The 1,027-nt window shown below is 34.5% G+C and carries 1 protein-coding gene; it reads right to left on the minus strand.

Features of this window, described 5'->3' with window-relative positions; all coding sequences use genetic code 11:
- Nucleotides 1–1,022 (minus strand): sugar kinase (locus Q0776_RS17715; RefSeq protein ID WP_298371349.1); only part of this gene is annotated, 1,022 nt, incomplete at its 3' end.
- Between the last annotated feature and the right edge of the window lie 5 nt (nt 1,023–1,027).

Genomic DNA, 1,027 nt, shown 5'->3' on the forward strand with positions numbered 1-1,027 from the left:
TCACCACCCATTAATTTTTTAACTTCATCTATAGTCGCTAAATTTGCATCACCTTTAATAGTGTGTTTTAAACACGAAGCAGCTACGGCAAAATTCAATGCTTTTTGATCATCTCCTTCATATTCAATTAAACCATAAATTAATCCACCCATAAATGAATCACCACCACCAACTCTATCTACAATATCGGTGATTTGATATTGAGGAGATTCATATAATTTTTCACCATCATATAAAACCCCAGCCCAAGTATTATGAGATGCAGAAATAGAACCTCTTAATGTTGTAATTACTTTTTTAGCTCTTGGGAATTTTTTTAACATTTGATCACATACAGATAAGAAAGCCTCACCTTTAACGTGTTCTCCTTGTGTTGTAATATCTAATCCTTCTGGTTTAATATTGAAATGTTTTTCAGCGTCTTCTTCATTACCTAAAATAATGTCACAGTAAGATGTTAACTCTGTCATAACAACCTCTCTATGAGCGTCATCACAATACTTCCATAATTTTTGACGGTAATTTAAATCTGTAGAAATTGTTAAGCCTAATTTGCTAGCTGCTTTTACAGCTTCTAAACAAACATCAGCAGAACTTTGAGAAATAGCAGGAGTAATACCCGTCCAGTGAAACCAATCAGCTCCAGCAAAAACCTCTTCCCAATTTACCATTCCTGGTTGAATTTCAGCCATTGCAGAATGAGCACGGTCATAAACTACTTTACTTCCTCTATTTACTGCTCCAGTTTCTAAAAAATAAATTCCTAAACGGTCTCCACCCCAAACAATATTATTACAGTTAACTCCTCTTTTACGCATTTCCATCATAGCACATTCACCAATGTCATTTTTTGGTAAGCGCGTAATAAAGTCTACTGGTACTCCATAGTTTGCTAGTGAAACTGCAACGTTAGATTCTCCTCCTCCATATATTACATCAAACGATGTTGACTGAGAAAATCTTAAAAATCCGTGTGGAGCCAATCTTAACATGATTTCTCCAAATGTTACTACTTTTTTCATTTAGT

This window comes from uncultured Lutibacter sp. (genome assembly GCF_947495725.1).
In the GTDB taxonomy this organism is placed as follows: domain Bacteria; phylum Bacteroidota; class Bacteroidia; order Flavobacteriales; family Flavobacteriaceae; genus Lutibacter.